At 61.0% G+C, this 24,336-nt stretch carries 22 protein-coding genes; 17 read left to right on the forward strand and 5 right to left on the reverse strand.

Features of this window, described 5'->3' with window-relative positions:
* Positions 1-178 precede the first annotated feature (178 nt).
* From J3P81_RS06160 to J3P81_RS06200, 9 genes are all read left to right on the forward strand, one after another.
* Entirely contained in the window at positions 179-910 is a 732-nt protein-coding gene (locus J3P81_RS06160) for a response regulator (RefSeq protein WP_420764394.1), read from the forward strand.
* The gene (locus tag J3P81_RS06165; protein WP_420764395.1) at positions 900-2,369 is read left to right on the forward strand and encodes an ATP-binding protein; all 1,470 of its coding nucleotides are present in this window, start codon (positions 900-902) and stop codon (positions 2,367-2,369) included. Before J3P81_RS06160 ends, J3P81_RS06165 begins: the two co-directional genes overlap by 11 nt.
* A gap of 255 nt (positions 2,370-2,624) precedes the next feature.
* Complete coding sequence (locus J3P81_RS06170) at positions 2,625-3,884, forward strand: AGE family epimerase/isomerase (protein ID WP_434562666.1); 1,260 nt, start codon at positions 2,625-2,627, stop codon at positions 3,882-3,884.
* 116 nt (positions 3,885-4,000) lie between these two features.
* Entirely contained in the window at positions 4,001-5,302 is a 1,302-nt protein-coding gene (locus J3P81_RS06175; RefSeq protein WP_420764397.1) for an ABC transporter substrate-binding protein, read from the forward strand.
* Positions 5,303-5,442: 140 nt separating this feature from the next.
* Positions 5,443-6,351 carry a carbohydrate ABC transporter permease gene (locus J3P81_RS06180; RefSeq protein WP_030139360.1) on the forward strand — a complete coding sequence of 303 codons (909 nt, stop codon included), beginning with the start codon at positions 5,443-5,445 and terminating at the stop codon, positions 6,349-6,351.
* Positions 6,344-7,183 carry a carbohydrate ABC transporter permease gene (locus J3P81_RS06185; RefSeq protein WP_420764398.1) on the forward strand — a complete coding sequence of 280 codons (840 nt, stop codon included), beginning with the start codon at positions 6,344-6,346 and terminating at the stop codon, positions 7,181-7,183. The genes J3P81_RS06180 and J3P81_RS06185 overlap by 8 nt, the downstream gene beginning before the upstream one ends.
* A gap of 2 nt (positions 7,184-7,185) precedes the next feature.
* On the forward strand, positions 7,186-8,346 hold the full coding sequence (locus J3P81_RS06190; protein WP_434562668.1) for an ABC transporter ATP-binding protein: 1,161 nt from the start codon (positions 7,186-7,188) through the stop codon (positions 8,344-8,346).
* 130 nt (positions 8,347-8,476) lie between these two features.
* Positions 8,477-9,823 (forward strand): carbohydrate porin, encoded by a 1,347-nt coding sequence (locus J3P81_RS06195; RefSeq protein WP_420764400.1) that lies wholly within the window; start codon positions 8,477-8,479, stop codon positions 9,821-9,823.
* Between the two features lie 285 nt (positions 9,824-10,108).
* Positions 10,109-10,957, forward strand: a complete 849-nt coding sequence (locus J3P81_RS06200; RefSeq protein ID WP_434562670.1) for a D-hexose-6-phosphate mutarotase — start codon at positions 10,109-10,111, stop codon at positions 10,955-10,957.
* Between the two features lie 140 nt (positions 10,958-11,097).
* On the opposite strand, the gene J3P81_RS06205 is transcribed toward J3P81_RS06200, so the two are convergent.
* The gene (locus J3P81_RS06205) at positions 11,098-11,958 is read right to left on the reverse strand and encodes a MurR/RpiR family transcriptional regulator (RefSeq protein WP_181289374.1); all 861 of its coding nucleotides are present in this window, start codon (positions 11,956-11,958) and stop codon (positions 11,098-11,100) included.
* 196 nt (positions 11,959-12,154) lie between these two features.
* Here J3P81_RS06205 and zwf point away from each other — a divergent pair, with 196 nt between their 5' ends.
* The 3 genes from zwf to J3P81_RS06220 are packed head-to-tail and all read left to right on the forward strand — an operon-like array spanning position 12,155 to position 15,010.
* Positions 12,155-13,627 carry a glucose-6-phosphate dehydrogenase gene (gene zwf, locus J3P81_RS06210; protein WP_434562672.1) on the forward strand — a complete coding sequence of 491 codons (1,473 nt, stop codon included), beginning with the start codon at positions 12,155-12,157 and terminating at the stop codon, positions 13,625-13,627.
* A complete protein-coding gene (gene pgl, locus J3P81_RS06215; RefSeq protein WP_434562674.1) occupies positions 13,614-14,327 on the forward strand; it encodes a 6-phosphogluconolactonase in 714 nt (237 codons plus the stop codon). The genes zwf and pgl overlap by 14 nt, the downstream gene beginning before the upstream one ends.
* A 17-nt stretch (positions 14,328-14,344) precedes the next feature.
* Positions 14,345-15,010, forward strand: a complete 666-nt coding sequence (locus tag J3P81_RS06220; protein WP_434562676.1) for a bifunctional 4-hydroxy-2-oxoglutarate aldolase/2-dehydro-3-deoxy-phosphogluconate aldolase — start codon at positions 14,345-14,347, stop codon at positions 15,008-15,010.
* A 126-nt stretch (positions 15,011-15,136) separates the two neighbouring features.
* Here J3P81_RS06220 and J3P81_RS06225 read toward each other — a convergent pair whose 3' ends face one another.
* Positions 15,137-16,324 carry an aminotransferase class V-fold PLP-dependent enzyme gene (locus J3P81_RS06225; RefSeq protein ID WP_434562678.1) on the reverse strand — a complete coding sequence of 396 codons (1,188 nt, stop codon included), beginning with the start codon at positions 16,322-16,324 and terminating at the stop codon, positions 15,137-15,139.
* 29 nt (positions 16,325-16,353) lie between these two features.
* Positions 16,354-16,590 carry a DUF3820 family protein gene (locus J3P81_RS06230; RefSeq protein WP_060738861.1) on the reverse strand — a complete coding sequence of 79 codons (237 nt, stop codon included), beginning with the start codon at positions 16,588-16,590 and terminating at the stop codon, positions 16,354-16,356.
* A gap of 207 nt (positions 16,591-16,797) precedes the next feature.
* Between J3P81_RS06230 and J3P81_RS06235 the strand changes: the two genes are divergently transcribed.
* The 4 genes from J3P81_RS06235 (at position 16,798) to J3P81_RS06250 (ending at position 20,536) form a co-directional block, all read left to right on the forward strand.
* Positions 16,798-17,262: a PA2169 family four-helix-bundle protein gene (locus tag J3P81_RS06235; protein ID WP_186709209.1), complete on the forward strand. Its 465-nt coding sequence runs from the start codon at positions 16,798-16,800 to the stop codon at positions 17,260-17,262.
* Between the two features lie 206 nt (positions 17,263-17,468).
* Entirely contained in the window at positions 17,469-19,469 is a 2,001-nt protein-coding gene (locus J3P81_RS06240) for an FUSC family protein (protein ID WP_434562680.1), read from the forward strand.
* A complete protein-coding gene (locus tag J3P81_RS06245) occupies positions 19,456-19,662 on the forward strand; it encodes a DUF1656 domain-containing protein (RefSeq protein ID WP_420764406.1) in 207 nt (68 codons plus the stop codon). The genes J3P81_RS06240 and J3P81_RS06245 overlap by 14 nt, the downstream gene beginning before the upstream one ends.
* Positions 19,663-19,672: 10 nt before the next feature.
* Positions 19,673-20,536 carry an efflux RND transporter periplasmic adaptor subunit gene (locus J3P81_RS06250; protein WP_420764407.1) on the forward strand — a complete coding sequence of 288 codons (864 nt, stop codon included), beginning with the start codon at positions 19,673-19,675 and terminating at the stop codon, positions 20,534-20,536.
* A 166-nt stretch (positions 20,537-20,702) separates the two neighbouring features.
* On the opposite strand, the gene J3P81_RS06255 is transcribed toward J3P81_RS06250, so the two are convergent.
* Together J3P81_RS06255 and J3P81_RS06260 are read right to left on the reverse strand one after the other, a co-directional pair.
* A complete protein-coding gene (locus tag J3P81_RS06255; RefSeq protein ID WP_420764408.1) occupies positions 20,703-21,173 on the reverse strand; it encodes a MaoC family dehydratase in 471 nt (156 codons plus the stop codon).
* A 40-nt stretch (positions 21,174-21,213) separates the two neighbouring features.
* Positions 21,214-22,158: a lysophospholipase gene (locus tag J3P81_RS06260; protein ID WP_434562682.1), complete on the reverse strand. Its 945-nt coding sequence runs from the start codon at positions 22,156-22,158 to the stop codon at positions 21,214-21,216.
* Positions 22,159-22,367: 209 nt separating this feature from the next.
* Here J3P81_RS06260 and fadD2 point away from each other — a divergent pair, with 209 nt between their 5' ends.
* Positions 22,368-24,056, forward strand: coding sequence for a long-chain-fatty-acid--CoA ligase FadD2 (gene fadD2 / locus J3P81_RS06265; RefSeq protein ID WP_420764410.1), 1,689 nt, complete (start codon positions 22,368-22,370; stop codon positions 24,054-24,056).
* The last annotated feature ends 280 nt before the right edge of the window (positions 24,057-24,336 follow it).

Raw genomic sequence — 24,336 nt, forward strand, 5'->3', positions numbered from 1 at the left:
GAAACTCGCCCCTGTGGGAGCGAGCTTGCTCGCGATGATGGAGTGTCAGTCGCCATTGAGATTGACTGATACACCGCTATCGCGAGCAAGCTCGCTCCCACAAGCGGCTCTGTAGTGTTTGTAAAACCCGGCCATCAGGCATAATCGCCCCCAATCCACACAACAAGGACGAGGCCCCGTGAGTGCAGTGAACAAATCGATTTTGTTGGTCGACGATGACCAGGAGATTCGCGAACTGCTGGACACTTACCTCAGCCGTGCGGGTTTCCAGGTGCGCACCACGCCTGATGGCGCCGGGTTTCGCCAGGCCTTGAACGAGGCGCCAAGCGACCTGGTGATCCTCGATGTGATGCTGCCCGATGAGGACGGTTTCAGCCTGTGCCGCTGGGTTCGCGAACATCCACGCCAGGCCCATGTGCCGATCATCATGCTCACCGCCAGCTCCGACGAAGCCGACCGGGTCATTGGCCTGGAATTGGGTGCCGATGATTACCTGGGCAAGCCGTTCAGCCCGCGTGAATTGCAGGCGCGCATCAAGGCGCTGCTGCGCCGGGCGCAGTTCGGCCAGGAGCGGACGGGCGGCGACGTGCTGGCCTTTGACGAGTGGCGGCTGGACATGGTCAGCCATCGGCTGTTCCACGCCGACGGTGAAGAGGTGATTCTCTCCGGCGCTGATTTTGCCCTGCTCAAGTTGTTCCTCGACCACCCTCAGGAAATCCTCGACCGTGACACCATCGGCAACGCCACGCGTGGGCGCGAACTGATGCCCTTGGACCGGATCGTCGACATGGCGGTCAGTCGCCTGCGCCAGCGCCTGCGCGACACGGAAAAGCCGCCGCGGTTGATCCGCACGGTGCGCGGCAGTGGTTATCAACTGGCGGCCAGTGTGGTTGCCAGCAATGGTCACTGAAGCGATCAGGAAAGTCGTGCGCCGGGTGCCCGTGCCACGCTCGTTGCTGGGGCGGATGCTGCTGCTGACGCTACTGGTGGTGCTGTTCGCCCAGACGCTGTCCAGTCTGATCTGGGTCTCCCAATTGCGCGCCACCCAGCTTGAAGGCCTGGTCACCAGCGCGCGCAGCCTTGCCCATTCGATGACCGCCACTGTCAGTTATCTGCGCTCGCTGCCGGTGGCGTACCGGCCCCTGGTGCTGGACCAGTTGCGCAGCATGGGCGGCACACGCTTTGTCGTCACCCTCAATGACAAGCCGCTGGGCATGGACGTGCTGCCCGTGACGCCGCGAAAGCTGGCGGTGCTCCAGGCCGTGGATGACGTGCTGCGGCGCTCCCTGGGCAGCAGCGCTGACATCTCGGTCAAATTCGTCAGCCCTGAAGACCTGCGGATTTTCAACGGCGGGCTCAAGCTCGACGAGCTGCCGCGATCATGGGCCCATTACGCCTTGACGCTTGAGCCGGTGAATCCGCCGGTCCTGGTCACGCAAATCCAGATGGCGCCGGGTGAATGGCTTTACATCGCCTCGCTGCTGCCCGAACCCTATACCAGCCTCGAAGAGCAGGATCTGCCCAAGCAGCAGGTGGGCTTCATCGTGCTCACCAGCAGCCTGTTGCTGTTGTTCATCGGCTTGTTGGTGCATTGGCAGAGCCGACCATTGAAACGCCTGGCCCGAGCGGCGCGGGACATGTCCCTCGGTGCCGAAGTGGAACCGGTGGCCGAGGGTGGCGGCAGCGAAGTGGTGGAGGTGGGCCGGGCTTTCAATGCCATGCGCGAGCGCATCAGCCGCTATTTGACCGAGCGCAGCCAGTTGTTCAGCGCCATCTCCCACGACCTGCGCACGCCGATTACCCGGCTGCGGTTGCGGGTCGAGCTGCTGGAGGATGAAAACCTGCAAGCCAAGTTCGGCCGAGACCTGGATGAGCTGGAGCTGTTGGTCAAGGGGGCGCTGCAATGTGTGAAGGACACCGACATCCACGAAAACATCGAGCCGGTGGACCTCAACCATGTGCTGGATTGCCTGGTAGAGCCTTATCTGGCGCCCAACGGCAACGGCCGGGTGACCCAGGATGGCCGGGCGCTGGCGCCGTATCCCGGCAAGCCGCTGGCCCTCAAGCGGTGCATCGGCAACCTGATCGACAACGCCTTGAAATACGGCCAGAGAGCCCATTTGCACATCGATGATGATGAGTCGGCGTTCATCCTGCACGTCGATGACGAAGGCCCGGGCGTACCGGAACAACGCCTCGAACAAGTCTTCGAGCCGCACTTTCGCCTGGCCGGGCAGCAGCAGGGGTACGGCCTGGGGCTGGGTATCGCACGCAACATTGCCCACAGCCATGGCGGTGAGGTGAGTTTGCAGAACCTGCGCGAGGGTGGGTTGCGGGTGACGTTGCAGTTGCCTCGCAGCGTGGATTGATTGGACCGCGTTATCGTTCGTCGCGAGCAAGCTCGCTACCACAGGGGATCTGCGTCAAACAGGATATGCGCGTCAATGAGGTCCAATGTGGGAGCGAGCCTGCTCCGGGCGGCGTTCCGACGAAGGCGCCAATCGCTTCAACACATATCCATGCCAATGTCACAACTCGGTGACATAACTCGCCCCTTTCGTTACCTGCCGTCAACCCTCCCTTGTTTAGACTCCCTGCGTCAAAACAACAAAAAAGGTATCTCGATGGACACCTTCCAACCGGCGTTCAGCAGTTGGCTGAATGCGCCCGCCCACCAGCAATGGCTTGCCGCAGAAGGCTTGCGTCTGCTGACGTTCGCCAAGGCCTCCAAGCTGCCGGACGGCTTTGGCAACCTGGACGAATTGGGCCGCCTGCCGGCCGATGCCCGGGCCGAAACCATGAATACCGCGCGCATGACCCACAGCTTCGCCATGGCCCACATCCAAGGCCTGCCGGGGTTCGCCGAGCTGGTTGACCATGGCGTACAGGCGCTCATGGGGCCGCTGCGCGATGCCGAGCATGGCGGTTGGTTCGCCAAGACCGATCCGGCTGAAAACGAGACTGGAAAAGCCGCTTACCTGCATGCTTTCGTTGCCCTGGCAGCCAGCTCTGCGGTCGTGGCCCAGCGCCCTGACGCCGAGGCCCTGCTCAAGGAGGCGGTGCGGGTCATCGACGAACATTTCTGGTGCGAGGAGGAGGGTGCCCTGCGTGAATCCTTCAACCGCGACTGGTCAGAAGAAGAGGCCTATCGCGGCGCCAACAGCAACATGCACGGCACCGAAGCCTTCCTCGCCCTCGCCGATGCCACGGACGATCCGCGCTGGCTGGCTCGCGCGTTGCGTATCGTCGAGCGGGTGATCCATGGTCACGCGGCCGCCAACGACTACATGGTCGTCGAGCATTTCGACCGCGACTGGCAGCCGCTGCGCGAGTACAACCACGACAACCCGGCCGATGGGTTTCGTCCCTACGGCACCACCCCTGGCCATGGTTTCGAATGGGCGCGGCTGTTGTTGCACCTCGAGGCCGCACGCGTGCAGATCGGCATGCTGACGCCGGGCTGGCTGGCCCAGGACGCTCAGAAACTGTTCGACCAGAACTGCCGCCATGGCTGGAACGTCGACGGTGCCCCGGGCATCGTTTACACGCTGGACTGGGACAATCGCGCCGTGGTTCGCCATCGCCTGCACTGGGTGCATGCCGAAGCGGCAGCGGCGGCCAGTGCCTTGCTCAAACGTACCGACGAGGCTCGATACGAAGCGTGGTACCGGCGCATCTGGGAATTTTGTGACAAACATTTCATCGATCGCTGCAACGGCAGCTGGCATCACGAGCTCGACCCGCAAAACCGGCCCAGCGCCGACATCTGGCCGGGCAAGCCGGACCTTTATCATGCCTGGCAAGCGGTATTGATCCCTCGTCTGCCGTTGGCCCCGAGCATGGCGTCAGCCTTGGCGCGGTTGTCCGATCCTGCACCTGTGTAACCATGTCGTGACATATCCACGTCCCTTCGTTACCTGCGAAGGGATAACCCCTGATTAGAATCCATGCAGCGCAAGCACCAGACTTGCATGCATAACAACAAGAAAGGTACTTCTAGATGAATGCGATTTCTCGCCTCGCTACTGTCATTTCTCTTGCTTCCTTGCTTCCCGTCGCAGCATTCCCTGTCAGCGCCCTGGCCGCCGAATCGAAAGGTTCCGTGGAAGTCGTCCACTGGTGGACGTCGGGCGGTGAAAAAGCCGCGGTCGATGTGCTCAAGGCTCAAGTAGAAAAAGACGGTTTTACCTGGAAGGACGGCGCCGTCGCTGGCGGTGGCGGTTCTACCGCCATGACCGTGCTCAAGAGCCGCGCCGTGGCCGGCAACCCACCGGGCGTTGCCCAGATCAAGGGCCCGGACATCCAGGAATGGGCGACCACCGGCCTGCTCGACACCGACGTCCTCAAGGACGTTTCCAAGGCAGAAAAGTGGGACAGCCTGCTCGACAAGAAAGTCTCCGATACCGTGAAGTACGAAGGTGACTACGTAGCCGTGCCGGTGAACATCCACCGCGTCAACTGGCTGTGGATCAACCCGGAAGTCTTCAAGAAAGCCGGTATCACCAAGAATCCAACCACCCTCGAAGAATTCTACGCCGCCGGCGACAAACTCAAGGCCGCGGGCTTCATCCCCCTGGCCCACGGTGGCCAGCCTTGGCAGGACAGCACCGTGTTCGAAGCGGTGGTGCTCTCGGTCATGGGCGCTGATGGCTACAAGAAAGCCCTGGTCGACCTGGACAACAAAGCGTTGACCGGCCCGGAAATGGTCAAGGCGCTGACCGAGCTGAAGAAAGTCGCGACCTACATGGACGCCGATGGGAAGGGCCAGGACTGGAACCTGGAAGCGGCCAAGGTCATCAATGGCAAGGCCGGCATGCAGATCATGGGTGACTGGGCCAAGAGCGAGTGGACCGCCGCCAAGAAAGTCGCCGGCAAGGACTACGAATGCGTAGCGTTCCCGGGTACCGAGAAGGCCTTCACCTACAACATCGACTCCCTGGCGGTGTTCAAGCAGAAGGATGCAGGCACTGCGGCGGGCCAGCAGGACATCGCCAAGGTCGTGCTGGGTGAGAACTTCCAGAAAGTCTTCAGCATCAACAAGGGTTCGATCCCGGTGCGTAACGACATGCTGGCCGACATGGGCAAGTACGGTTTCGACTCCTGCGCCCAGACCGCCGCCAAGGACTTCCTGGCGGACGCCAAGAACGGCGGCCTGCAACCGAGCATGGCGCACAACATGGCGACCACGCTGGCCGTGCAAGGCGCGTTCTTTGACGTCGTGACCAACTACATCAACGACCCGAAAGCCGACCCGGCCGACGCCGCCAAGAAACTTGGCGCAGCGGTTCAGTCTGCGAAGTAACCGCTAACCCCTGTGGAAGCGAGCCTGCTCGCGAAAGCATAGTGTCAGGCAGCAGTGCATGAGCTGATACGACGCCATCGCGAGCAGGCTCGCTCCCACAAGGAACAAACTTGTAGTTTTTCCTGGTACTGGATTTCCCCATGAGTTCTGTTGCTGTGTTCAGCAAGGCCTCGCCGTTCGATGCATTGCAGCGCTGGCTACCAAAACTGGTGCTGGCGCCGAGCATGTTCATCGTCCTGGTGGGCTTTTATGGCTACATCCTGTGGACGTTCGTCCTGTCGTTCACGACCTCGACTTTCCTGCCTACCTATAAATGGGCGGGCCTGGCTCAGTATGCGCGGCTGTGGGACAACGACCGCTGGTGGGTGGCCAGCAAGAACCTCGCGGTGTTCGGCGGGATGTTCATCGGCATCACCCTGGTCATCGGCGTGCTGCTGGCGGTGTTTCTCGACCAACGTATTCGCCGCGAAGGTTTCATCCGCACCATTTACCTGTACCCAATGGCGCTCTCGATGATCGTCACCGGTACCGCTTGGAAGTGGCTGCTCAACCCGGGCATGGGCCTGGACAAATTGTTGCGTGACTGGGGTTGGGAAGGCTTCCGCCTGGACTGGCTGATCGACCCCGATCGCGTGGTGTATTGCCTGGTGATCGCTGCCGTTTGGCAGGCCTCGGGCTTCATCATGGCGATGTTCCTGGCCGGCCTGCGAGGCGTGGACCAGTCGATCATCCGCGCCGCGCAGATCGATGGCGCGAGCATGCCGCGCATCTACTGGAAAGTCGTACTGCCGAGCCTGCGCCCAGTGTTCTTCAGCGCCGTGATGATCCTGGCGCACATTGCGATCAAGAGCTTCGACCTGGTGGCGGCCATGACGGCCGGTGGTCCGGGCTACTCCTCCGACCTGCCTGCCATGTTCATGTATTCGTTCACCTTCAGTCGCGGTCAGATGGGCATGGGCTCGGCCAGTGCAATCCTGATGCTCGGTGCGATCCTCGCGATCATCGTGCCTTACTTGTATTCCGAGCTGAGGGCCAAGCGTCATGACTAGTCTCGCTGCGAAACCTTCCATCAGCCGCATCGCGATCTATGCGGTGCTGATTGTTGCGGTACTGCTTTACCTGGTGCCGTTGGTGGTCATGCTGTTGACCAGCTTCAAGACGCCGGAAGACATCAGCACCGGCAACCTGTTGAGCTGGCCGACCGTGGTCAGCGGCATCGGCTGGGTCAAGGCCTGGGCGACGGTCAACGGTTACTTCTGGAACTCGATCAAGATCACCGTGCCGGCCGTACTGATTTCCACGGCCATCGGTGCACTGAACGGTTATGTGCTGTCGATGTGGCGCTTCCGTGGCTCGCAGTTGTTCTTCGGCCTGCTGCTGTTCGGTTGCTTCCTGCCGTTCCAGACCGTGCTGCTGCCGGCCTCGTTCACCCTCGGCAAGATGGGCCTGGCAAGCACCACCACTGGCCTGGTGTTTGTCCACGTCGTCTACGGCCTGGCGTTCACCACGCTGTTCTTCCGTAACTACTACGTGAGTATTCCCGACGCGCTGGTGAAGGCGGCGCGCCTCGATGGCGCCGGGTTCTTCACGATCTTCCGGCGGATCATCCTGCCGATGTCGACGCCGATCATCATGGTCTGCCTCATCTGGCAGTTCACGCAGATCTGGAATGACTTCCTGTTCGGCGTGGTGTTCTCCAGCGGTGACTCCCAGCCCATCACGGTGGCGCTGAACAACCTGGTCAACACCAGCACCGGGGCCAAGGAATATAACGTGGACATGGCGGCGGCGATGATCGCCGGGCTGCCGACCCTGCTGGTCTATGTGATCGCAGGCAAGTATTTCGTGCGCGGCCTCACGGCTGGCGCGGTCAAGGGGTAATCATGGCTACGCTTGAACTTCGCAATGTAAACAAGACCTACGGCGCGGGCCTGCCCGACACCTTGAAAGACATCCAGCTGTCGATCAAAGAAGGCGAATTCCTGATCCTGGTCGGTCCTTCGGGCTGCGGCAAATCGACCCTGATGAATTGCATCGCCGGCCTCGAGACCATCACCGGCGGCGCGATCATGATCGGCGATCAGGATGTCAGCGGCATGAGCCCGAAGGATCGCGACATCGCCATGGTGTTCCAGTCCTACGCGCTGTACCCGACCATGAGCGTGCGCGAGAACATCGAGTTCGGCCTGAAGATTCGCAAGATGAAACAGGCCGACATCAATGAGGAAGTGGCGCGGGTCGCCAAGCTGTTGCAGATCGAACACCTGCTCAACCGCAAGCCTGGCCAGCTCTCCGGTGGTCAGCAACAGCGCGTTGCGATGGGGCGGGCCCTGGCGCGGCGGCCGAAGATCTACCTGTTCGACGAACCGTTGTCCAACCTCGACGCCAAGCTGCGGGTCGAGATGCGCACCGAAATGAAACTGATGCACCAGCGACTGAAGACCACCACGGTCTACGTCACCCACGACCAGATCGAAGCCATGACCCTGGGCGACAAAGTGGCGGTGATGAAGGACGGGATCATCCAACAGTTCGGCACGCCGAAGGACATCTACAACAACCCGGCGAACCTGTTCGTGGCGAGCTTCATCGGTTCGCCGCCAATGAACTTCATCCCGCTGCGCCTGCAACGCAAGGACGGCCGCCTGCTGGCCTTGCTCGACAGCGGACAGGCCCGTTGCGAGTTGCCGCTGGGCATGCAGGACGCCGGCCTGGAAGATCGCGAAGTGATCCTTGGCTTGCGCCCGGAGCAGATCGTGCTGGCCGGCAACGAGCCGAACGGCATGCCAACCATTCGCGCCGAAGTGCAGGTCACCGAACCCACCGGGCCAGACACCCTGGTGTTCGTCAATCTCAACGACACCAAGGTCTGCTGCCGCCTGGCGCCAGACGTGGCGCCGCAGCCGGGAGAGACCCTGACGTTGCAGATCGACCCAGCGAAAGTGCTGCTGTTCGACGCCAAGTCCGGCGAACGCCTGGGCGTGGCTGCGCAGCCGCAGGCCGACGACCGACCTGCCAACGTGGCGCAGTTCAAAGGCCGGTGATGAACAAGTGTGGGGGGAGCAAGCCCGCTCCCACAGGAAGGAGTATGCGACGGGTGGGGACATCCGTCGCAATCGTTGTAAACCGCGTTAGATAAAAACAGTTAATAACAATAAAGACGAGGATGTAGGGATGAAGAAGAAGAACAATGCCCAGCTTATCTGCCAGTTGTCAGCCGTTGCGGCGATGATGCTGGCCGGTAGCGCACACGCTGCCGACGCGTTCAGCGCCGATTCGCAGTGGATGACGGGCGACTGGGGCGGTGAACGGACCAAGCTGATCGAGCAGGGTATCGACATCAAGGCCGATTTCGTCGGTGAGATGGGTGCCAACCTCCACGGCGGCTACAACGATGACAAGACTGCGCGTTGGTCCCAGCAGTTTGGCCTGGGTGTCGCGCTCGACCTGGAAAAACTGGCGGGCTGGAACGATACCGAAGCCAAGATCCAGTTCACTCGCCGGGATGGTCGCAACATTTCCAACGACCGTATCGGTGACCCGCGTGCCGGCACGCTCAGTTCGTCCCAGGAAGTCTGGGGTCGCGGCCAAACCACGCGTCTGACGCAGTTGTGGATCAAGCAGAAGTACTTTGACAGCAAGCTGGACGTCAAGGCCGGTTACTACGGCGTGGGCGAGGATTTCAACACTTTCCCTTGCGACTTCCAGAACCTGGCCTTCTGCGGTTCCCAAGCGGGTAACTGGGCCACCGGCATCTGGTACAACTGGCCAATCATGCAGGCAGCGATTCGGTTCAAGTACAACATCACCCCTGAGCTCTACGCGCAAATCGGTGCGTACAACCAGAACCCTTCGCAACTGGAAAACAACAACCGTTACAAGCTCAGCGGCAGCGGGACCGAGGGTACGCTGATTCCCGTCGAGTTGGTCTGGTCGCCCAAGCTCAACAACCTGCCTGGCGAATACCGTGTCGGTTACTACAAGAGCACGGCCAAGGCCGATGACGTCCGCGAGGACGACAACGGCAACGACGCCGCAACCACCGGCAGCGCCTATCGCAGCCACAGCAGCAAGGACGGCTACTGGTTCGTCATGCAACAGCAGCTCACCACCCACAATGGTGACGCTTCGCGCGGCTTGAACATCGCGGCCAACGCCACCTTCCACGACAAGGACACCAACATCGTCGACAACTACCAGTCGCTGATGTTCGTGTACAAGGGCCCATTCGATGCGCGTCCAAAGGATGACGTGGGTATCGGCTTCGCCCGTATCCATGTCAACGAAGACGTGAAGAAGAACGCCGATCTGACCAACGTAGCCAATGGCGTGACCGATTACGACGATCCGCTGTTTTCGCCGTTGCGCAGCACCGAGTACAACTACGAAATCAACTACGGCTTCCACGTCACCAACTGGCTGACCGTGCGTCCGAACCTGCAATACGTCACTCACCCGGGCGGTGTTGACGAGGTGGACAACGCGCTGGTGGCCGGCCTGAAAATCCAGTCGGTGTTCTGACGCTGTTGCGATAAGCTCTCCTCTATGTGCGCATATTTGCGGACGGCCAAGGCTGTCCGCTTTTTTTTGCGGAGCGATCAATTGTTTGGTTAGGGGCCGAACCTGTGGCGAGGGGATTTATCCCCGCTGGGCTGCGGAGCAGTCCTCAGCTGGCCAACTCGGTGCGTCAGGCAGATTATCTGCAACCTGTTTTGGGGCTGCTCCGCACCCCAGCGGGGATAAATCCCCTCGCCACCAAAACTGTCGCATCAATTGAGAGTTCAGTGATTCCCAGGACTACAGCCCATGCATGAGCATCCGCTACAACGCTTTTTCAGATCCTTGCGCGAGCGTCCGGTGTTTGCGTGGGAGCGCTATCAGCAGCGCGACGTCTTGGTTATTGACCATCCGTTGCCAGTTTTCAGTCGCCAGGGTGCGCAGTTGTTGCACTTCCAGCCGCGAGGCCAGAAACCTTGGCTGTGGTGCGCGGCCAAGTGGCCCCAGGTCGGCGCGATACGCGGCGGGGTACCGGTGTGTTGGCCTTGGTATGGCCGCCATCCGAGTGAAAATGCCTGGCCGTCTCATGGTTGGGCGCGGCTGATCGATTGGAAGTTGCTCGACAGCGCCAGCGATGACGATGGCGTGCATCTGCATTGGCAATTGCAGCTGTGCGACTGGCAAGTGGACCTGCATGCCGACTTGGGCGACCGCATGGAATTGCGCTTGAGCACCGAGCATCAAGACAGCCTGCCTTGCCAATTGAGCCAGGCCTTGCATGCCTATTGGCGCATTGGTGACGTTGGCGAGGTAGCGCTGTCTGGACTCGAAGGCGCGCAAGGTTACGACCAATTGAACCGTGCGGTTTGCCGGCAGGAAGGCGAGTTGCGGGTCGAGGGCGGCTGTCAGCGAGTGTTCCAGCATGAAGGCGAGTTGCAGCTCAAGGATCACGCCTGGCAGCGGGAATTGTGCATCGACACCGGTGAAAGCGCCGACACGGTGGTGTGGCATCCCGGTACACGGCCGTTGCTGGGCGTGAGCTGGGATGAGGTCAACGAGTTCGTTTGCGTCGAAGCGGCCAGTGGCGGCACCGACAGCCTGAGCCTGGCGCCCGGGGAGCGGGCGCATTTGAGTTTGCAGGCGCGGGTAGGGGCTTAGCTCTGGATCTACGGTGTGGCGGCTGCCGTCATCGCGAGCAAGCTCGCTCCCACACTGGTTCTCTGGCGTTCACAAAACCCCCGTGGGAGCGGGCGTGCTCGCGATGACGACCTGTCAGGCACCAAAAGTTCCGGATCGAATCAGTTGAACTCATCCCCAACCGGATACCGGCTGGCATTGAGGCTTTCCTTGATCTTGCGCAGGTGCGGCTGGAAGTCCACCCCGCGGCGCAGGGTCATGCCGGTGGCGAGCACGTCCAGTACGGTGAGCTGGATGATCCGCGAAGTCATCGGCATGTAGATATCGGTGTCTTCGGGCAGCGGAATATTGAGGCTCAAGGTGCTGGCCTTGGCCAGTGGCGAGCCTTCGGCGGTCAGGCCGAGTACCGATGCGCCGTTTTCCCGGGCGATACGCGCGACTTCCACCAGTTCGCGGGTACGACCGGTGTAGGAAATGATCACGAACAACTCACCGGTATGGGCCACCGAAGCGATCATGCGTTGCATCAGCACGTCGGCGTGGGCGGTCACTGCCAGGTTGAACCGGAAAAACTTGTGCTGGGCATCCAGCGCCACCGGAGCCGAGGCGCCGAGGCCGAAGAAGTGGATCTGCCGGGCCTGGATCAGCAGGTCGACCGCGCGGCTGATCAAATTTGGATCAAGGGCCTGGCAGGCACTGTCCAATGAGGCAATGGCGCTGCCAAAGATTTTCTGGGTGTAGGCTTCAGGGTTGTCGTCGGCTTCCACTGCGCGGCTGACATAAGCCGCGCCGCTGGCCAGGCTTTGGGCCAGTTGCAGCTTGAGTTCCGGGTAACCGCTCACGCCGAACGAGCGGCAAAAGCGGTTGACGGTCGGTTCGCTGACCGAGGCCGCCTGGGCGAGGGCGGCAATGCTGAAGCGGGTAGCCTGCTGTGGGTTGAGCAGGATCACCTCGGCCACCTTGCGTTCGGCCTTGTTCAGGTCTTCCAGGCGACTCTGGATCTGCTCCAGTAGATTTCGCACGCGGTCCATACAGGATTCCTAGAGAGACGGGTCTTTGATACGACCCTTTGCGGTGGCCTATCCTACTGATGGCTCCGACGGACCACCACTCGGAATCGGTATTTTCGGAAAATGTTGTAGTTATTACTACATTTTTCCTTGAGTGATGCCTTGAAAAAAGGTATTTGTAGCTTAACTTGATAAAAGAACAAACATCATGCATTCGATTACGGTTGAACCGTGTACTTTTGCCTTGTTCGGCGCGTTGGGCGACCTGGCGCTACGCAAGCTGTTTCCTGCCCTTTACCAGCTCGATGGCGCCGGCTTGTTGCACGAAGACACGCGGATCCTGGCGCTGGCCCGTGAACCGGGCAGCGAACAACAGCATCTGGCGTTCATCACCACCGAACTGCGGCGTTACGTCGGTGATAAAGACCTCGACGAATCCGTGATCGAACGCTTCCTGGCGCGGCTGACGTACCTGCACGTGGATTTTCTCAAGGCGGACGATTACGTCGCGCTTGCCGAGCAGGTCGGGCTGACGCAGCAACAAGTCATTGCCTATTTCGCCACGCCGGCGGCGGTCTACGGCGCGATTTGCGAGAACCTGGCGAAAGTCGGCCTCAGCGAAAACACCCGTGTGGTGCTGGAAAAGCCCATCGGTTCGGACCTCGAATCGTCGCGCAAGGTGAACGACGCCGTGGCGCAGTTCTTTCCGGAGAACCGCACTTACCGCATCGACCATTATCTGGGCAAGGAAACGGTACAGAACCTGATCGCGCTGCGGTTCGCCAACAGCCTGTTCGAAACCCAGTGGAACCAGAATTACATTTCCCACGTGGAAATTACCGTGGCCGAGAAGGTCGGGATCGAAGGGCGCTGGGGCTATTTCGACAAGGCCGGCCAACTGCGGGACATGATCCAGAACCACCTGCTGCAGCTGTTGTGCCTGATCGCCATGGACCCTCCGGCGGACCTTTCCGCCGACAGCATCCGTGACGAGAAGGTCAAGGTGCTCAAGGCCTTGGCGCCGATCAGTCCGGAAGGCCTGACCACCCAGGTGGTGCGTGGCCAGTACATCGCCGGCCACAGCGAAGGCAAGGCGGTGCCCGGCTACCTCGAAGAGCCGAATTCCAATACCCAGAGCGACACCGAGACCTTCGTTGCCCTGCGCGCCGATATCCGCAACTGGCGCTGGGCCGGGGTGCCGTTCTACCTGCGCACCGGCAAGCGCATGCCGCAGAAGCTGTCGCAGATCGTGATTCACTTCAAGGAACCGTCCCACTACATCTTCGCCCCCGAGCAGCGCTTGCAGATCAGCAACAAACTGATCATCCGCCTGCAACCGGACGAAGGGATTTCCTTGCGGGTAATGACCAAGGAGCAGGGCCTGGACAAGGGCATGCAGTTGCGCAGCGGTCCGCTGCAACTCAACTTTTCCGACACCTACCGCAGCGCACGGATTCCCGATGCCTACGAGCGGTTGTTGCTGGAAGTCATGAACGGCAATCAGAACCTGTTTGTTCGTAAAGATGAAATCGAAGCCGCGTGGACGTGGTGTGACCAGTTGATCGCCGGCTGGAAGAAGTCTGGCGATGCGCCCAAGCCTTATGCCGCTGGGTCATGGGGGCCGATGAGCTCCATTGCACTGATCACGCGGGATGGGAGGTCATGGTATGGCGATATCTGAATTGAAACTGCCCCAGGGTGTCACTGCCCTGGAATTCAAGAGCCCAGTGGTGCTGGCGGAAAAATTGGCGGTGAACGTGGCGGAGCAATTGCGCGCCGCGATCGATGCCAAAGGCGCGGCGACCTTGGTGGTGTCCGGCGGTCGTAGCCCGGTGGCGTTTTTCCAGCATCTGGCCAAGCAGGCGCTGGACTGGTCGAACGTGGTGGTGAGCCTGGCCGATGAGCGCTGGGTGCCGGTTGAACATGCCGACAGCAACGCCGGCCTGCTCAAGCGTTATCTGCTTCAAGGGGCTGCGGCCAAGGCCCAGTTCCTGAGCCTCTACAGCGCCAGCGCCAATCTGGAAGCCGCCGCCGAGCAGGCGGATCGCCTGCTTGCCGAGCTGCCGCCGATCGACGTGCTGATACTGGGCATGGGCGATGACGGGCATACCGCGTCGCTGTTTCCCGACAGCCCGAATCTGGCCGAGGCCCTGGATAAGAATGGTGCTCGCCGCTGCTGGCCGATGCTCGCGCCGACGGTCCCACACCAACGCCTGACCATGAGCCGCGCCTTGCTGGCGTCGGCCACGCACAAAGTGCTGTCTATTTCCGGTCAATCGAAACTGACCACCCTGAATGCCGCGGTGTCTGGTGACGATGTCGCCGAGATGCCGATCCGCGCATTTCTGCAACCTACGTTAGAGATTTACTGGTGCCCATGAACCAAGGATCAGCCGCTATGACAAACCCATCCCCGACCGTTTCCATGGCGGACAAAGTGACGCTGATCGACAGCCTCTGCGCCAAGGCGCGGATCCTGCCGGTGATTACCATCGCGCGTGAACAGGACATCCTGCCGCTGGCTGATGCCCTGGCCGCCGGTGGCCTGACGGCACTGGAAGTGACCTTGCGCTCGCAATACGGGCTCAAGGCCATTCAGGTCCTTCGCGAGCAGCGCCCAGAGCTGGTGACCGGTGCCGGCACGGTGCTCGATCGCCACATGCTGGCCGCCGCCGAGGCTGCCGGTTCGCAATTCATCGTGACGCCGGGTATCACTCGGGATCTGTTGGAAGCCAGCGTCCAGAGTCCGATTCCGTTGCTGCCGGGGATCAGCAATGCCTCGGGCATCATGGAAGGTTATGGCCTGGGCTATCGCCGCTTCAAGTTGTTCCCGGCGGAAGTCAGCGGTGGCGTTGCTGCCATCAAGGCATTGGGCGGGCCGTTCGGCGAAGTGAAATTCTGTCCGACCGGCGGCGTGAGCCCGGCCAATATCAAAAGCTACATGGCGTTGAAAAACGTGATGTGCGTAGGCGGGAGCTGGATGCTCGATCCGGAGTGGATCAAGAACGGCGACTGGGCCCGCATTGAGGAATGCACCGCCGAGGCATTGGCGCTGCTGGACTGATCGTCCTACCGAACTTCGTTGTGTGTTCTACGGCTTTACGGTGCGCTTGGTCGGCGCACCGTTTTTTTTTGCCTGTTATTTGGCTGCAGATCCCGTGGGCCAGGGACCAAGCGCCCTCGCCACGGGTTACGTACTGTTCAGGTTGATCAGTGCCGCAGTCAACCGCTCCATATCCCGCGCCAAGGTAATCAACCCCGGCGTAATGCGGATGCAGAGGCCGACGCTGGTCTTGCGCACCACGGTAAAGATCCCATATTCCTTGAGCAGTCGGTCGGCCATCACCTGTTGATCAGGCTGGTTGGTGAATCGCATGGACGTGATACCGCAATAGAGGCGCCGGTCGTCTGGGGTCATGACCTCGATGCCGGGCACATCGCGCACCGCGCTCACCCACAGGTCCCGTAGATAACAGAGCCGAGCACCCTTGGCCGGTGCTCCGCCCAGGGCACGGTGCTCTTCGAATACCAGGGGCAGCGTCAGCAGGGCCGGGATGTTGGGCGTGCTGTGGGGCGTGCGCGAGCGTATATCGGTGGTGGGGTAGTGGCCTTCGTCCATGTCCGGGTCGATGTCGGCCAGCCGGTGTGGAGCGATATAGAGAAAGCCCAGGGCCAGAGGGCCGCCAAGCCATTTCTGCAAGTTGAACCCGGCAAATTGAATGCCGAGCTTATTGAGATTGAAATCGATCTGCCCCAGGGCGTGGGCGCCGTCGAGAATGATATCGACGTCGAACTCCCGTGCCGTCTCGGCTATCGCCTGGACCGGCATCACCAGGCCGGTCAGGTGGTTAACGTAGGTCAGCGCCATCAGCTTCAGGCGCGGATAACGAATGAAGGCTTCTCGATACGTGCCCACCAGGCTGTCGAAACTGGCGGGGTGCGGATGGACCAGCTCGATGACCTCGGCGCCACGCTGGCGGGCGAGCCAGCGCATCGCGCTTTTGACCGACTCGTACTCCACGTCGCTGATCAGAACCTGGTCGCCAGGCTTGAGCTGGTTGTAATTGCGGATCAGCGTCTGCAAGGCGTCAACCGCGTTGGTGGCCAACGCCACGGTGGACGCTGGGGCGTGGATGAGCTGCGCCACCTCTCGGCGAATCACTTCGCAATGCTCCAGGTCGAACTGTTGGCGCACATAGACCGAATTGCCGCGGTTCACCCAGTCGATATTGCGTTGGTACTCCGCGACCACCGTACGGGACATCCGGCCAAAGTAGCCGTTTTCCAGGTTGAGCGGACCATTGCCGTCGACATCGTAACGACCGACAAAGGTTTCCCAGAAGGCTTCGTCGTGGGCACGCAGCGTATTTTCGGGCATCGCAGAGCTCAGTCAGTCAATGGCAGGGGTCAATGGCGAGGTTTGGGCAAGCCATGTTTTGCCCGCAGCGGATCCAGCAGGTCAGACAGACCGTTGTGGTCGATTTCCTGCATCAATGCCAGCAACCCGCCCAATTCGCCGTGGGGGAAGCCCTCCCGCGCGAACCAATTCAGGTATTGGCCTGGCAGGTCGGCAAGAATTCTGCCCTTGTATTTGCCGAAGGGCATCTGGCGGGTGACCAGCAGCTCAAGCTTTTCTGGATTCATAGGGCGGCTGTCTTGTTGAAAGTCCTAGGCAAAATACAGGCATTCTGCATGCAGGCCAAATGACAGATCATGCAAATAACGCGGATACAGATTTCTCCTGTGTTCATAACTTATTGATTTAAATGGATTTTAAGTTGTGATGATGGCTGGCATGGCCGATGCAATATCCCTTGCAGGTTTTTATTCACCAAGCAAAGGAACTGAAAAATGACTGACATCAACAAAGAATCCATCTCTGTCTTGAATGACCTGATCGAGACCAGCAAGGATGGCCAGGAAGGATTCAAGACCTGCGCTGAAGACATCAAGCACCCTGAGCTCAAGGCGCTGTTCGTCAAGCGCGCCGCCGATTGCGCCACCGCTGCGGCTGAGCTGCAAGCCGCCGTGCGTTCCCTGGGTGGCGATCCGGAAACTTCTACCAGCGTTGCCGGTGACCTGCACCGCCGTTGGGTCGACGTAAAATCCATGTTCACCGGCAAGGACGAAGAGGCTGTGCTGAACGAAGCCGAGCGCGGCGAAGACCATGCGCTGAAGGCTTATAAGGAAGCCATCGAGAAGATCAACAAACACAACCTGGTGGGCATTCGTGACCTCGTGGAGCGTCAGTACCACGGCGTGCAACGCAACCATGACCAGGTCAAGGCTCTGCGCAACCAGGCGCGCGCCAGCTAACATCCGCGTGTGAAGAAAAAACGCCAGCTTGCCTGGCGTTTTTTTATGGGAGCGATCTGGGCAGTAAGACTTTTTTGGCACCAATTCGCAAGAGTGTTTGTCAGAACGCTCAACAATCAACTCTGGACGTGAATAGATAGCTCCCTAATAATTGCGCCGCCCCTCTCACGATCTATCGTTACATCATCTCAAGAAGAGTTTTGCGCGTGCCCATCACCTTTCAGGCTCTGTTCGCCCCTGATCGTCTCGCTGTGCAGTTCGCCATCAAGACTGTGCTCGGTGGCGGCCTGGCGCTGTGGCTGGCGTTGCGCTGGGGATTGGAGCAGCCGTCGTGGGCGCTGATGACCGCGTTTATCGTTGCCCAGCCGTTGTCTGGGATGGTCGTGCAGAAGGGCCTGGCACGCTTGGTCGGGACTCTGGTGGGGACAATCATGTCGGTGGTGTTCATGGGCCTGTTCGCCCAGGCGCCCTGGTTGTTCCTGCTGGCGCTGGCGTTGTGGCTGGGCGTGTGCACGGCCTGTTCGACGCTCTTGCGCAGCGCGTGGTCGTATTCGTTCGTGCTGGCTGGCTACACCGTGGCGATCATTGCCTTGCCGGCCATCGCCCATCCGCTTGGAGTGTTCGACCAGGCGGTGGCGCGTTGCACCGAGATCAGCCTGGGCATCACCTGCGCCACCGTGACCAGCGCCTTGCTCTGGCCGTTGCGGGTTGAACGGCAATTGGCGGATCAGGCACGTGCCGCCTGGCAAAGTGGCATGCAGGCGGCGCGCGCCACATTGGCCGGCGATGCCCAGGCGCGCAAAGGTCTGTTGGAAATCCTCGGCAAAATCGTCGCGGTAGACGCCCAGCGCGAACATGCCTGGTTCGAAGGCCGCCTGGGCCGCCAGCGTGCCCGGGCCATCAGTGGCTTGAGCCAGAAACTGTTGATGCTGCTGCGCATTTCCCGCTCGGTACGCCGACAATGGAACCAGCTCGACCCTCAAGAGGCCCAAGCGCTGCAGCCGTGGATGAGCGAGGTGCAGCAAGCCCTCGACGCCGACAGCACGACATTGCAGGCACTGCGGCCGCGGGTATGGGATGCGTCTCACGAACCACGGTTCAGCTCGGCGCAAAGTTATTGCCTGGCACGTTTCGCCTTGTTGCTCGACACCGCCCTGGCGGCCTGCGCTGCGCTGTCGGCGGTGCAAGAGGGCAGGGCGGCGGCCGATCCGCCACGCACCCTGGCGCCCCATCGGGACCTGTCCCTGGCGATGGTGTTTGGAGCCCGCAGCGCCCTGGCGTTCCTGGCAGTGGCGTGTTTCTGGCTGGCCACTGCCTGGCCTGCCGCGTCGGGCGCGCTGTTGCTGACGTGTGTGGTGTGCAGCCTGTTCGCCAGCCGCGAAAATGGCGCGCAGATCGGCATGAGTTTCTTGCGAGGCATTCTCCTGGCGGTACCGACCGCGTTTGTGATCGGTGAAATTCTGCTGCCCCAATGGAGCAGCTTTGCGATGCTCTGCATGGCCATGGGCGTACCTCTGTTCCTGGGGGCGCTGGGCATGGCCAAGCCGCCGCTCTACGCGACCGCCACCTCGTTCTGCCTGCACTTCGTGGTGTTGGTATCGCCGCTTAACGCCATGAAGTACGACGTTGCGACATTTTTCAACAATGCCCAGGCCATGATGATCGGTGTCGGCGCGGCCGTGCTGGCATTCAACCTGTTGATTCTGCGCAACCCGGCCTGGCACAGCCGTCGGTTGCTGGCGGCAACGCTCGATGACCTGGTGCGCTTGACCCATCGCAATCTGCGCGGCGCCGAGAGCTGGTTCGGCGGGCGCATGGCCGATCGTTTGCTGCAACTGGCGCGGCACTATCCGGAGCTGCCGGTGCCGGCGCGCAGTCGTTGGGACGATGGTTTGCTGGGCCTGGACGTCGGGGACGAATTGCTCCATCTGCGCTTGAGCCTGGCCGTCGCCCAAGTCCCGGACAGTCCAGCCCAACGCCGATATTTCGAAACGTTGGAGCAGGTGCTGGAGCACGGCCCGGCGGGCGGGCAGGCCGACGCACTGGCCCAGGCGAGCGACGATTATCTGGCAGCGCTTTCAAAGCAACCGCCAAGCGACGCGCTGAAGCTGGCCCAGGGCGCGGTGGTGCAATTGCAGAACAGCTGGCGCGCCTGGTGCCGCCAGCACGAATCTTCAGAAGGGAAACATAGCCATGGGCTTGCATGAATGGTCGATCGGCGGGGTGCTGCTCAGCCCGTTTTTGATTTATGTCGTGCTGGCCTTGTTGGTCACCGGAGCCTTGCGACTGCTGCTCAGTCTCGTGCCGGCAGGGCGCTGGATCTGGCATGAAGCGCTGTTCGACTGCGCTCTGTATGTCTGTGTTTTGACTGTCATTACCCTGGTCCTCGGACCGTCATGAGGAGTTGAACATGCGTACTTCCGTACGTGTCGCCGTCACGTTGAGCGTGGTGGCCCTGGCGATCTTCGCCGGTTTTCATTTGTGGCAGTACTACATGCTCACGCCCTGGACCCGGGACGCGCGGATCCGTGCCGACGTGGTGGTGATCGCCCCAGACGTCTCGGGTTGGGTGCGCGAGCTCAGGGCCGTGGACAACCAGCACGTCAAGGCGGGGGATTTGTTGCTGAGTATCGATCGCGAGCGTTTCGAGGCCGCGGTGGAGAAGGCCCGCGCGGTAGTGCAGACCCGCCAGCAGCAGTTGAGCCTGCGCGAACACGAAGCCAGCCGTCGAGCGGCCCTGGGACCCCAGGCCATCAGCGCCGAATTGCGCGAGAACGCCCAGATCAATGCCGGCATCGCCCGTGGCGAGCTACGCGAGGCCCAGGCCGAGGCCAAGGTCGCGGAGCTGAACCTGGCTCGCAGCCAGGTCCTGGCCCCACGCAGCGGCCACGTCACCAACCTGCGCCTGGCCGAAGGCAACTATGTGAACGCCGGGCAACCGGTCATGGCGTTGGTCGATGATTCGACGTTCTACGTGCAAGCTTACTTCGAGGAAACCAAGTTGCCGCGCATTCGCGTCGGCGATCCGGTCAAGGTCTGGTTGATGAGCGCCGGCCATGCGCTGGACGGCCATGTGGAAAGTATCAGTCGAGGCATCACCGACCGCAACACCAACCCCGATGCGCAACTGCTGGCAGAGGTCGAGCCGACCTTCAACTGGGTGCGCCTGGCCCAGCGGATCCCGGTGCGGATCAAGCTGGACAAGGTGCCGGAAGGGGTGAGCCTGAGTGCCGGGATGACAGCGAGTGTGCAGGTGCAGGACGAACAGCGATAGCCGCTGCGCCGCGCACCCCGTGGCGAGGGAGCTTGCTCCCGCTCGGCTGCGAAGCGGTCGCAAAACGAACGTTGCGTTGTTCAGGTTGGACGCGCAAGCCTTTTCCAAGGGGCGCTTCGCACCCCAGCGGGAGCAAGCTCCCTCGCCACGGGAGTGTCGAGTCGCATCAGCCGATGCTGATTGCCGGCAACTCGGGCAAGGTCACGGTCTGCTGCTTGCGCGGCGCCAGGATCTCCGCTTCGCCGTCCACCACCAACTCATCGCGCTGGTTGAACACGCGCGTGGCGATACGCACGCGGAATTTCGGCAGCTTTTCCAGGATCTCCAGGCGCACGGTCAGGGTATCGCCAATCTTCACCGGCTTCTGGAAACTCATCTGCTGGCCGATATAGATGGTCCCCGGCCCAGGCAACTCACAGGCCACTGCCGCGCTGATCAGCGCACCGCTGAACATGCCGTGGGCGATGCGTTCCTTGAACATGCTGGCGGCGGCGAATTCGGCGTCCAGGTGTACCGGGTTGTGATCGCCGGACATGGCGGCGAACAGCTGGATGTCGCGCTCTTCGACGGTCTTGCTGTAGCTGGCGGTCTGGCCGACTTCGAGGGCTTCGTAAGGGATGTTGGTAACCTGGGTCATGTCTGGATCCTGTGACGTGTAGAGAAAAAACGCTGCAAACCTACTCGCTGCGTGGTGGTCGCTGGTGGCTTAGCGTCTGGGCAATCCAGGCCAGCACATCGGCGGTCACCTCATCGCGGTTGGTTTCGTTGAACAGTTCGTGCCGAGCCTGCGGATAGATCTTCAGTTGCAAACGTTGGTTGCCGGCGTCGCGCAGGGCATCGGCCAGATCTCTCAGACGCTTGCCTTCGCTCACCGGATCACATTCACCGCCAATTACCAGCAGCGGCAGCCCTGGATCGATCTGCGCGAGATTGGACGCTTTGCTGATCTGCTGCAACCCGCCGAGCAGGTCGATCCACAGTTGATTGGTGCAACGAAAGCCGCACAGCGGGTCGCGAATGTATTTGTCGACTTCGCCGGGGTCGCGGCTGAGCCAGTCGAAGGGCGTGCGGGTCGGTTTGAACTTTTTATTGAAGCTGCCAAATGAGAGCCATTCGATCAGGGCGCTACGCCCAGTGGCCCCCTGCCGCCTGCGTTCGAAACGGGCGATTAGCCGCGCCGCGCGGTAAAGCGCCACGGGTTGGAAGTTCGAACCGCTGAGGATGGCCCCGTGCAGGCTGGCGCTGTGGTGCAACAAATAGCCCTGGGCGATATAGCTGCCCATGCTGTGCCCCAGCAGCAGGATTGGTGTTTCTGGATGTTGCTGGCCGATGTGATGGTTCAGGCTTGCCAGGTCGCCCACAACCTTGGCCCAGCCGTCCTGGTCGGCAAAATGACCCAGGATCGCTTCTTCGCTGGTCTTGCCGTGGCCACGTTGGTCCGGCGCGTAGACGCCGTAGCCTTCATCGCACAACGCCTGGGCCAGGCGCCCATAGCGGCCACTGTGTTCCGCCATGCCGTGAGCCAGCATGATCACCGCCAGCGGGGCGGTTTCGGGTAGCCATTGGTTGACGAGCAAGCGGCTGTGATCGGTCGCGGTCAGCCAGAACGTTTGGTGGATCATGGCGGTTCCTTGCACAAAGTCAGACGCAGCGTCGCTGCATTGTATAGCGCATCCGTTGCGCCAGGCGATTCAGCAAGATTCACACAATCTATGACGCAAGTTGCCATATTTGCCTGATTGGCCATAGCTGCTAGTGTCCCATGAGCTCCGCCTGTGCAAGCGATACGCAAGCGGTTACCGGATATGTTCAGGTAAAGAGGATAAAAACAATGCAGCCTGATTTCTGGAATGACAAACGCCCGGCCGGCGTGCCCTCGGACATCGACCTGAGTGCCTACAAGTCAGTCGTCGAGGTGTTCGAGCGTTCCTGCAAGAAATTTGCCGACCGTCCGGCGTACAGCAACATGGGGGTGACGATCACCTACGCCGAGTTGGAGCGTTACAGCGCGGCCTTCGCCGGTTACCTGCAAGCCAATACCGACCTGGCGCCCGGCGATCGTATCGCCGTGCAGATGCCCAATGTCCTGCAATACCCGATCGCGGTTTTTGGTGCCCTGCGCGCCGGGCTGGTGGTGGTCAACACCAATCCGCTCTACACCCCCCGGGAAATGCGTCACCAATTCAAGGACTCCGGCGCCCGGGCGCTGGTGTACATGAACCTGTTCGGGCAGAAAGTACAGGAAGTGCTGCCCGACACCGACCTGCAATACCTGATCGAGGCGAAGATGGGCGACCTGATGCCCACCGCCAAGGGCTGGCTGGTCAATACAGTCGTGAGCAAGGTCAAGAAAATGGTCCCGGCCTATTCGCTGCCCCAGGCCATTTCCTTCAAGAGCGCCTTGCGTTTGGGACGGGGCCAGGCCATCAAGCCGCTCAATGTCAGCCTCGGGGACATTGCCGTGCTGCAATACACCGGCGGCACCACCGGCTTGGCCAAGGGCGCCATGCTGACCCACGGCAACCTGGTGGCCAACATGCAGCAGGCCCGCGCCTGCCTGGGGCAGATCGGCGACGACGGCAAGCCTTTGTTGCGCGAGGGCCAGGAGGTGATGATCGCACCGCTGCCGCTGTATCACATCTACGCCTTCACGGCGAACTGCATGTGCATGATGGTCACGGGCAACCACAACGTGCTGATCACCAATCCAAGGGACATCGGCGGTTTCATCAAGGAGCTGAAGAACTGGCGGTTTTCGTTGCTGCTGGGGCTCAACACGCTGTTCGTCGCGCTGATGGACCATCCGGATTTCAAGACGCTGGATTTCTCCAACCTCAAGGTCACCAACTCAGGCGGCACCGCGTTGGTCAAGGCCACCGCCGAACGTTGGAAGCAGTTGACCGGTTGCGGCATCACCGAGGGCTACGGCCTGACGGAAACCTCGCCAGTGGCCAGCGCCAACCCTTACGGTGGCAAGTCGCGCCTGGGCACGGTGGGGCTGCCGGTGCCGGGTACGCTGATGAAAGTCATCAGTGACGACGGTGTCGAGCTGCCCTTGGGCGAACGCGGCGAGCTGTGCATCAAGGGGCCGCAGATCATGAAGGGCTACTGGAACAAGCCCGAAGCGACCGCCGAAGTGCTCGACAGCGAGGGCTGGTTCAAGTCCGGAGATATCGCCGTGATCGACCCCGACGGGTTCGTGCGCATCGTCGATCGCAAGAAAGACATGATCATTGTCTCGGGCTTCAACGTGTACCCGAACGAAATCGAGGATGTGGTGATGGCCCACCCGAAAGTCGCCAGCTGCGCGGTCATCGGCGTGCCGGACGAACGTTCGGGGGAGGCGGTGAAACTGTTCGTCGTGGCCCGTGAGGCGGGCGTCAGCCTCGAAGAGCTCAAGGCGTACTGCAAGGAGAATTTCACCGGCTACAAGGTGCCCAAGCACATCGTGTTGCGGGAATCGCTGCCGATGACACCGGTGGGCAAGATCCTGCGCCGGGAGTTGCGCGATATCGCCTGAGGCCGGCGCGACAGACCCTTAGTGGGAGCGAGCTTGCTCGCGATGGCGGTGTATCGGTGCCAGAAAGATTGGCTGATACATCGTTATCGCGAGCAAGCTCGCTCCCACAAGTTTTATGGATTCGGGACAATTAGATAAGGCTTAGAATTTTTACTCTAAAAATGACCATTGAATGTTCTTGAGTCATATTTGTGACTGTAGGGGCCGCTTTTGGCTCTAGGCGACCCTTGGCAAAGCTGCTACTCTCGGCGCGCTTTTGTGACTTCTCGGCCGTTATCCA

It is taken from the genome of Pseudomonas sp. R1-6 (assembly GCF_051132115.1).
Lineage (GTDB): Bacteria > Pseudomonadota > Gammaproteobacteria > Pseudomonadales > Pseudomonadaceae > Aquipseudomonas.